Source organism: Saccharothrix sp. NPDC042600 (genome assembly GCF_040647305.1).
Taxonomy (GTDB): Bacteria; Actinomycetota; Actinomycetes; order Mycobacteriales; family Pseudonocardiaceae; genus Actinosynnema; species Actinosynnema mutabilis.
The window spans coordinates 1-7,814 of sequence record NZ_JBEZBW010000185.1 but is presented as its reverse complement, the minus strand read 5'-3'; the positions used below and the strand labels follow the sequence as shown (position 1 = coordinate 7,814).

Sequence of the window (7,814 nt, the reverse complement as noted above, 5' to 3'; positions counted from 1 at the left end):
CGCCAACCCAAAATCCCACCCAACGGCGAATGGGAAACCCACCACCCCGACGGCACCAAAACCAAAGCAAGCCAAGACGGCTACGTCCCCGGCACACCCGACCACCACCGCACCAACCACACCGACGCCGACGACGCCGCGGACCGCGGCCGACGTGGCCTGTTCGACCCGCTCAAGTGGGGCGACAACCCGGCTACGGGCAGGCCGTGGACCCCGGACGAGATCGACGCGTTGCGGCGGAACCTGGTCAACGTCGAGGACACCACCCGGATGCGGCGGGAACTCGACCGCCTGGGCCTCGACGTCGATCCCGAGACCATCAGGTCGATCAAGAAGTACCTGTTCGACAGCCCCGGCATCGCGATGAGCCACGCCAACTACTCGGCGTGGCGCAGGCTGACGTCCGGCAACGGATCCGTGGCGGACGCCCAGTTCATCGCCCACGAGGCCGCCGAACAGCGACGCCTGCGCGAGATCGGCAACCGCACCGGGTTCGACCACCTCGGCCGCAACTACGACAACATGTCCAGGGCTCAGCGGGGCGCCTGGGAGGCCGACCACGACCGGGCCTACCTGGAAGCACACCGCGGAGCGCTGGAGGACGAATACGACTTCCTCGCCCGCAAGGTCGAAGAGCTGACCAACGGGCAGGTACCGATGTCGAGGTCGCTGGCCGCGGTCGCCGACACGCGAGCGGAGGGCCGTGACCACATGGTGGTCGACGGCATACCCATGGCCGACCACTCGAACTACCCGCACTGGCAGGAGCGGGCGCAAAGTCGCGTCGAGATCGGCAGTAGGGTGGCCGCGCGGCTCGGTCTGCCGCCCAACCCGACCATCGCGGAAGTCGTCGACAGGGTTCGCCGCCACCGGGCGGGATGAGGGGAACGCACATGCTCACCGACGAGGAACTCGGCGAGATCGTCGACATCCTGAAAGCGTCCGACGCCCACCGCCGCACCACGATGCTCGGCGTGTTGGCCAAAGCACCCACGGGCGACCCGCGTGTGCTGCCCGTCGTGGAGGAACTGCTGGCGGACGACACTCCGGACCTGATCAGCGTCCCGATGCTGTTCGGCGAGATCCGCTGGGTCGCGGCACACGCCCTCGCCGCCGAACGCCGCGCCGCGTCGGTGCCGACACCGGTCGAGCTGGAGGGGATCCCGCAACCGCTGAGTTCCGACGAGCTGTCAGCTCTGGTGGACCGGTCCGGCCTGCCGCGCCGGGCCGGCGTGGACGGGATGCTGACGTCGTTCGCCGCCCTGCGCGAACGCGGCCTGTTGCCGGTGACCACCCTTCGCCTGCCGGTCGACGCCCCTTGACCTCGCCGGGCGTGAACGACGTGCGTGTTCGACTGCGGACGCGGAAGGAGTCGAAGTGCTGCCTGGCGACGAGTTCGAGGAACTCCTCCGGGACCTCCGGTCGCCCGACGCCCACACCCGCACCATCGCACTCGACCTGCTCGTCCGGAAGCCGACCGGCGACCCGCGGGTGCTCACCGCCGTAGAGGCGCTGCTGTCCGACGACACGCCGGACGTGCTCAGCGTCCCCTACCTGTTCGGCGAGGTCCGGTGGGCCGCCGCTCACGCCCTCGCGGCGGAGCGGAGCGCCTCGGGCGTCCACCTTGCCGTGGAACTGCGTGACGTCCCCCGACCGCTGTCGTTGACCGAGCTGTCGGACGCGGCGGACGCGGCGGCCATCGCCACCAGCCCCACCGACAACGGCCTGGACGCGCTGTTGCAGTCGTTCGCCGCACTGCGGGAACGCGGCCTGTTGCCGATGACCACCCTGCGCCTGCCGGCCTGGACGACCGGCTAAGCCGCGACCGGGCCCAGGGCGCGGGTGCCCGCCGGGGTCAGGCGGGCCGGGACCCAGGTGCCCACGGGGCCCGTCGTGGTCGGCTCGATCAGGCCCCCGTGGACCAGGGCTCGGGCGGACGGGTGGTCGCAGAAGGGCAGGTTGTCCACGCGCAGGTCCGGTTCGCTGCTGCACGTCAGCTCGACGCGGTGGTCGGCGGTGGCGCGGAGCAGGGCGATCTCGCGGTCGGACAGCGCGGGTCCGGGTGGGGTCGGCATGTCGGGGTGCACCTCCATCTGGGGAAACGGGTGTTGCTCAGCTCCCGGTTCGAAAGAGGGGACGTGCGGACACCCTGGGTCGTTCCGGTGCCGGGCTCAGCCGGCGGCTTTCGTGCCCCTGCGTTCGGCCGCGTCCAGGACCAGTCGCAGCCACTCGCCGTCGGGCGCGTCGAGGGCCACCCGGCGCAGGCGCGGCCACAGGCCCACGTCGGTCCACTCCTGGAACCTGCGGTGGACGGTGGGCACCGTGACGCCGAACGTGGCGGGCAGGTGGCGCCACGCGCAGCCGCTGGTCAGGACGAACACGATGGCCGTGAAGATCGCCCGGTCGGACACCCGGCCCCGGCCGCCGCCCTGCCTGCGGACCTTCGCGGGCGGGATGAGGGGCTCCACCGCCGCCCACAGGGACGGGGGCACCAGGCGGGCCGCCAGCTGCTCGATCACGTCCGCGTGCGGCGGCTTGGGCGGCGCCTCGGGGGCCCGGCGCACCCACGGCTCCTGCCGCTGGAGGTCGCCGCGCTGGCGGGCCCGCAGCAACGTCGCCAGGGCGGCCTCGTCGCGCCTGGGCGCCACCGCCGGGTACTGGTGCTGCTGGACCTGGCGCGCGATCTCGGCACCGACCGTGCGGCCGAACGCGGGTCGAACGTCGTTGGTCATCGGGTCCTCCGCCGCAGGACTGTCGTGATACCCATCACGCTAGGAAGCCGGACACGCACGGGTAAGGACCGAGCCGCCGAACGGGGCCACGCAGCGTCGCGCGGACCCCGCGGCGTCGGTCAGCGGCACCCCAGGTGCGACGAGCGGGTGAGCGGTCGGTTCGGTGACCACCCCCGCGCACGGTCCGGAGGCGGATACCCTCGGAAGTGTGACGCCGCGCCTGCTAGCCACCAGCGACCTGCACGTGACCTACCAGCAGAACCGCGACTTCGTGACCGGCATCCGGCCGCACTCGCCGGACGACTGGCTGATCGTCGCCGGTGACGTCGCCGAGCGGTTCGACGACATCGAGTGGGCGCTGTCGGAGTTGCGCCGGCGGTTTCACACGGTCGTGTGGTCCCCGGGCAACCACGAGCTGTGGACGACCAAGGACGACGCCGTCCAGTCGCGCGGCGAGGTGCGGTACAAGCAGCTGGTCGAGCTGTGCCGGAGCCTGGACGTGCGCACGCCCGAGGACGAGTTCGCCGTGTTCGAGGCGGGCCCCGACGGGCCGGTGGCCGTGGCGCCGCTGTTCACCCTCTACGACTACACGTTCCGCCCGCCGGGGACCTCGGACAAGGAGTCGGCGCTGGCCGTGGCGCAGGAGGCCGGGATCATCTGCACCGACGAGTACTTCCTGCACCCCGACCCGTACCCCAGCCGCGAGGCGTGGTGCGCGGCCCGGGTCGAGGAGACCGAGCGGCGGTTGGCCGCGGTGGACCCGGCGCTGAGGACCGTGCTGATCAACCACTGGCCGCTGGTGCGCGAACCCACGCTGATCCTGCGCTACCCCGAGTTCGCGCTGTGGTGCGGCACCGAGCGCACGGCCGACTGGCACCTGCGGTTCCGCGCGGCGGCGGCCGTGTACGGGCACCTGCACATCCCGCGGACCATCCGCAAGGACGGGGTCCGGTTCGACGAGGTGTCGCTGGGCTACCCGCGCGAGTGGCAGCCCCGCGGGTGGACCAAGGCCCCGCTGGTGGACGTGCTGCGGGAAGGGGACGCCCGGTGATCGACGACCTCATGCCCCCGGGCGTCGCGTCGGTGGACACGTTCGGGGACTTCGACGTGCCGCTGCCGCCCGAGGAGGAGGAGCACGTCGCCAAGGCCGTGGACAAGCGGCGCAAGGAGTTCACCACCGGCCGGCACTGCGCCCGGCTCGCGCTGGGCAGGCTGGGCCTCCCGCCGGTGCCGCTGCCGCCCGGCGAGCGGCGCGCGCCGGTGTGGCCGGACGGGGTCGTGGGCAGCATCACGCACTGCAAGGGCTACCGCGCGGCGGCCGTGGCGCGGACGGCGGACATCCGCACGATCGGCATCGACGCCGAGCCCAACGAGCCCAACCCGGACGGGGTGCTGGAGGCCATCGCCCTGCCGGGTGAGCTGCGCATGGTCGCGGCGCTGGGCCGGGCGACCGACAAGGTCCGCTGGGACCGGCTGCTGTTCAGCGCGAAGGAATCGGTCTACAAGGCGTGGTTCCCACTGGCGCGGACGTGGCTCGGGTTCGAGGATGCGGAGGTGACCGTCAACCCCGACGACGGGACGTTCACCGCGCGCGTCCTCATCGAGCCGCCGGTGGTGGACGGGTTCACCCTCGACGGGTTCACGGGTCGCTGGATGGCGCGGGAGGGGTTTGTGGTCACCGCTATCGCGGTACCTGCCTTGACGACCTAGGAGGCGGATCATGGGCGACGAGGTGGCGAGGCATGAGTTCACCCGGGAGGACCGCACGCGGTACCGCACGAAGGTGCGCCGGTGCCTGGACGTCTTCGCCCGCATGCTCAGGGAGTCGAGGTTCGAGTTCGACCGGCCCATGGCGGGCCTGGAGATCGAGCTGAACCTGGTCGACGAGGCGGGCGACCCGGCGATGCGCAACGCCGCCGCGCTGGAGGCCATCGCCGACCCGGACTTCGTCACCGAGCTGGGCCAGTGGAACCTGGAGATCAACGTCGCGCCGCGGCAGCTCACCGCGGGCGGGATCACCGGGTTCGAGGAGACCGTGCGGCGGTCGCTGAACGAGGCCGAGCACAAGGCGCGCGACGTCGACGCCCACATGGTGATGATCGGCATCCTGCCGACCCTGCAGGCCAAGCACCTGGCTCTGGACGCGCTGTCGGGCAACCCGCGCTACGCGCTGCTCAACGAGCAGGTGCTGGCCGCGCGCGGGGAGGACATCCAGATCGCGATCGGCGGGGTCGAGAAGCTGCAGATGACGGCCGACTCGATCGTGCCGGAAGGCGCCTGCACGTCCACCCAGTTCCACCTGCAGGTGTCGCCGGACTCGTTCGCGTCGTACTGGAACGCGGCGCAGGCGATCGCCGGCGTGCAGGTGGCGGTCGGCGCGAACTCGCCGTTCCTGCTGGGCAAGGAGCTGTGGCGGGAGACCCGGATCGCGCTGTTCCAGCAAGCCACCGACACCCGCAGCGACGAGCTGAAGGAGCAGGGCGTCCGGCCGCGCGTGTGGTTCGGCGAGCGGTGGATCACGTCGATCTTCGACCTGTTCGAGGAGAACGTGCGGTACTTCCCGGCGCTGCTGCCGATCTGCGACGAGGAGGACCCGTTGCAGGTGCTGGAGCGCGGCGACACGCCGTCGCTGGGCGAGCTGCGCCTGCACAACGGGACCATCTACCGGTGGAACCGGCCGGTGTACGACGTGGTGCGCGACCAGCCCCACCTGCGGGTGGAGAACCGGGTGCTGGCGTCGGGGCCGACCGTGGTGGACATCCTGGCCAACGGGGCGTTCTACTACGGCCTGGTGCGGATGCTCGCCGAGGAGGAGCGTCCACTGTGGAGCCAGATGTCCTTCAGCGCGGCCGAGGAGAACTTCGTGGCCGGCGCGAAGATGGGCATCGACGCGCAGGTGTACTGGCCGGGGTTGGGGACGGTGCCGGTGGCGGAGCTGGTGCTGCGGCGGCTGCTGCCGATGGCCCACGAGGGCCTGGTGAAGCTGAAGGTCGAGCAGGCCGAGCGGGACCGGCTGCTGGGCGTGATCGAGCAGCGCTGCCTGACCGGGGTGAACGGGGCGACGTGGCAGGCACGCGTGTTCCACCGCCACTACGACCACTCGGCCCTGGACCGGCCCGAGGCGTTGCGGCGGATGTTGCGGACCTACCGGGACCTGATGCACAGCAACGAACCGGTGCACAGTTGGCCGACGTCCTGAGCGAGGCCCCCGGACCTCGGCCCCCGGCGGCGACCCGTCCTGCGACCTGGACGCTGCTGACCGCCGACGGCCGGCGGGCGTTCCGCGAGCGCCTGGCTGTCGGCGAGGCCGTGCACGCGCACTGAGCGAGGTGATCACCGGGTGACCGGGCCTGCCCGGACCGGAGTGGTCCGGGCAGGTGGGGTCGGTCAGCTGGTGGGGAAGTCGTCCGGGGTGCGCATGCGGTCGCGGACCCAGACGCCGGCGGGTTTCAGCACGCCTGTGCCGGTGAACGTCGTGCCGGCGCAGGTGCCCGGCTTGAAGACGGCGCCCGAGCGGGAGTCGTCGGAGTAGTTCCAGTTGGTCCAGCCGATCTTGTTGGCGGCCAGGAAGTCCAGGTACTTCTGGGAGTAGGTGAAGTCGTTGCCGCCGTCACCGGTGTAGGTCTGGGTGCCGAACTCCGTCACGAACAGCGGGATGCGGGTGGCCGCCCGCTGGAGCGCCGCGAAGTACTCGTCCTGGTGGGACGCCGCGTAGAAGTGGAACGTGTACATGAAGTTCGTGGCGTTGATGGGATTGTTGACGATGTCGGCCTCGGTGCGGCCGTCGGAGACGCCCAGCGAGCCCCAGCCGTGCGTGCCCACGAACACCACGCCGTCCGGGTCCTGGGCGCGGATCACCGGGATCATCTGCTCCGCGTAGGACTTGATGCCCGCCCACGACACGCCGTTGGGCTCGTTGGCGATGTCGTAGATGATGTTGGTCTTGTCCCGGTGCCGCTGGGCGACCTCGGTGAAGAACGTCCGGGCCAGGGACAGGTTCGCGTTCGGGTCGCCGGGGTCGAGCTGGTGCCAGTCGACCAGGGCGTACAGGCCGCGCTTGGTGGCTTCCTCGATGTACCCGTGCACCATGTCGGTGAACTTGCGCGGGTCGGTCTCGTAGCCGCCTTCCTGGACGTACATGGAGATCCGCAGGATGTCCGCGCCCCAGTCGGTGGCCAGGGCGTCCAGCGACTGGGTCTTGATGCACTGCGAGTACCACTGGATGCCGTGGGTGCTCATGCCGCGGAGCTGGATCGGCTTCCCGTACTGGTTGCACAGCTTGACGCCGCAGACGTGCAACTGGCCGTTGACGTCGGCGGGCCGTCCGGTGGTGGCGCCGCCGGAGTCGACGTCGAGCTTGTCGACGTTCGGGCCGCCGTTGGACGTGGTCGCGGTGGCGCGCACGCGGTTCGCGCCGGCCGCGAGGGTGACGGTGGTCGTGGCGGTGCGCCACGTGCTCCACGCGCCGGTGCCCGGGAAGGCCAGGTTGGTGGCCGCGGTGGTGCCGTTGACCGCGATGGTCATCGGGCGGTTGGTGGTGGTGCCGTTGGCGTAGCGGAAGCTCAGGGTCGCGGGGCCGGCCGCCGCCGCGGTGACGGAGAACTCGACGTGGCTGCCGGTCTCGTTGTCGTAGTTGACGAAACCGGAGCCGGTGTAGCCGGCGTGGTTGGACTCGACCAGGCCGTTGGAGACGGTCGCGGACTCGGCCTGGTACGTGGTGATCGCCAGGGCCTGGGGTTCGGCCTGGCCGGTCGTCGGCACGGCGAGCAGGGTCGCCGCGACCAGGGGGCTCAGCCATCGGATGGCCACAGGGTGCCTCCCACCTCGGGTGAACTGCGGACGGGACCGGCGGCGGTACAGTTAAGAAACTTTCCTATCGGTTGCCGGGATCACAGCACCCCGCGGCGCTCCTGTCAACGGTTCACGTGGGCGAATGCCCGGCGGCGGGCGGCAGCGGGCGGCGGCGGCGGGCGGCGGCGGCGGTAGGCGGCGGCGGTCGGCGGCGGAGGTCGGCGGCGTCGGCGGCGCGCTGCTGGCGGCGGCGGGCGGTGGGCGGCGCCGGGCGGTGGGCGGCGGCGGGCG

The 7,814-nt window shown here is 71.5% G+C and carries 9 protein-coding genes and 1 pseudogene; 7 read left to right on the top strand and 3 right to left on the bottom strand.

Annotated elements, in window-relative coordinates:
* From AB0A74_RS42025 to AB0A74_RS42015, 3 genes are all read left to right on the top strand, one after another.
* The coding region (locus tag AB0A74_RS42025; RefSeq protein ID WP_358258744.1) for a hypothetical protein at positions 1 to 882 on the top strand (882 nt) is incomplete at its 5' end.
* 11 nt (positions 883 to 893) lie between these two features.
* A complete protein-coding gene (locus tag AB0A74_RS42020) occupies positions 894 to 1,322 on the top strand; it encodes a hypothetical protein (protein WP_358258742.1) in 429 nt (142 codons plus the stop codon).
* Positions 1,323 to 1,377: 55 nt separating this feature from the next.
* A complete protein-coding gene (locus AB0A74_RS42015) occupies positions 1,378 to 1,818 on the top strand; it encodes a hypothetical protein (RefSeq protein WP_358258741.1) in 441 nt (146 codons plus the stop codon).
* On the opposite strand, the gene AB0A74_RS42010 is transcribed toward AB0A74_RS42015, so the two are convergent.
* Both AB0A74_RS42010 and AB0A74_RS42005 read right to left on the bottom strand, forming a co-directional pair.
* A complete protein-coding gene (locus AB0A74_RS42010; RefSeq protein ID WP_358258739.1) occupies positions 1,815 to 2,075 on the bottom strand; it encodes a hypothetical protein in 261 nt (86 codons plus the stop codon). The two genes, AB0A74_RS42015 and AB0A74_RS42010, sit on opposite strands and share 4 nt — an antisense overlap.
* 168 nt (positions 2,076 to 2,243) lie before the next feature.
* Positions 2,244 to 2,519, bottom strand: a pseudogene (locus tag AB0A74_RS42005) (transposase); the annotation flags it as partial.
* 421 nt (positions 2,520 to 2,940) lie between these two features.
* Here AB0A74_RS42005 and AB0A74_RS42000 point away from each other — a divergent pair.
* From AB0A74_RS42000 to AB0A74_RS41985, 4 genes are read left to right on the top strand one after another with little or no spacing between them, the layout of a single operon-like run.
* Positions 2,941 to 3,783: a metallophosphoesterase gene (locus AB0A74_RS42000; protein ID WP_358258737.1), complete on the top strand. Its 843-nt coding sequence runs from the start codon at positions 2,941 to 2,943 to the stop codon at positions 3,781 to 3,783.
* Positions 3,780 to 4,442, top strand: coding sequence for a 4'-phosphopantetheinyl transferase superfamily protein (locus AB0A74_RS41995; protein WP_358258735.1), 663 nt, complete (start codon positions 3,780 to 3,782; stop codon positions 4,440 to 4,442). Before AB0A74_RS42000 ends, AB0A74_RS41995 begins: the two co-directional genes overlap by 4 nt.
* A 10-nt stretch (positions 4,443 to 4,452) precedes the next feature.
* Positions 4,453 to 5,931, top strand: coding sequence for a glutamate--cysteine ligase (locus AB0A74_RS41990; protein WP_358258734.1), 1,479 nt, complete (start codon positions 4,453 to 4,455; stop codon positions 5,929 to 5,931).
* Entirely contained in the window at positions 5,916 to 6,056 is a 141-nt protein-coding gene (locus AB0A74_RS41985; RefSeq protein ID WP_358258732.1) for a hypothetical protein, read from the top strand. Before AB0A74_RS41990 ends, AB0A74_RS41985 begins: the two co-directional genes overlap by 16 nt.
* Positions 6,057 to 6,119: 63 nt before the next feature.
* Here the strand turns inward: AB0A74_RS41985 and AB0A74_RS41980 are convergent, their stop codons facing one another.
* Positions 6,120 to 7,541, bottom strand: a complete 1,422-nt coding sequence (locus AB0A74_RS41980; RefSeq protein WP_358258730.1) for a cellulase family glycosylhydrolase — start codon at positions 7,539 to 7,541, stop codon at positions 6,120 to 6,122.
* Positions 7,542 to 7,814 lie beyond the last annotated feature (273 nt).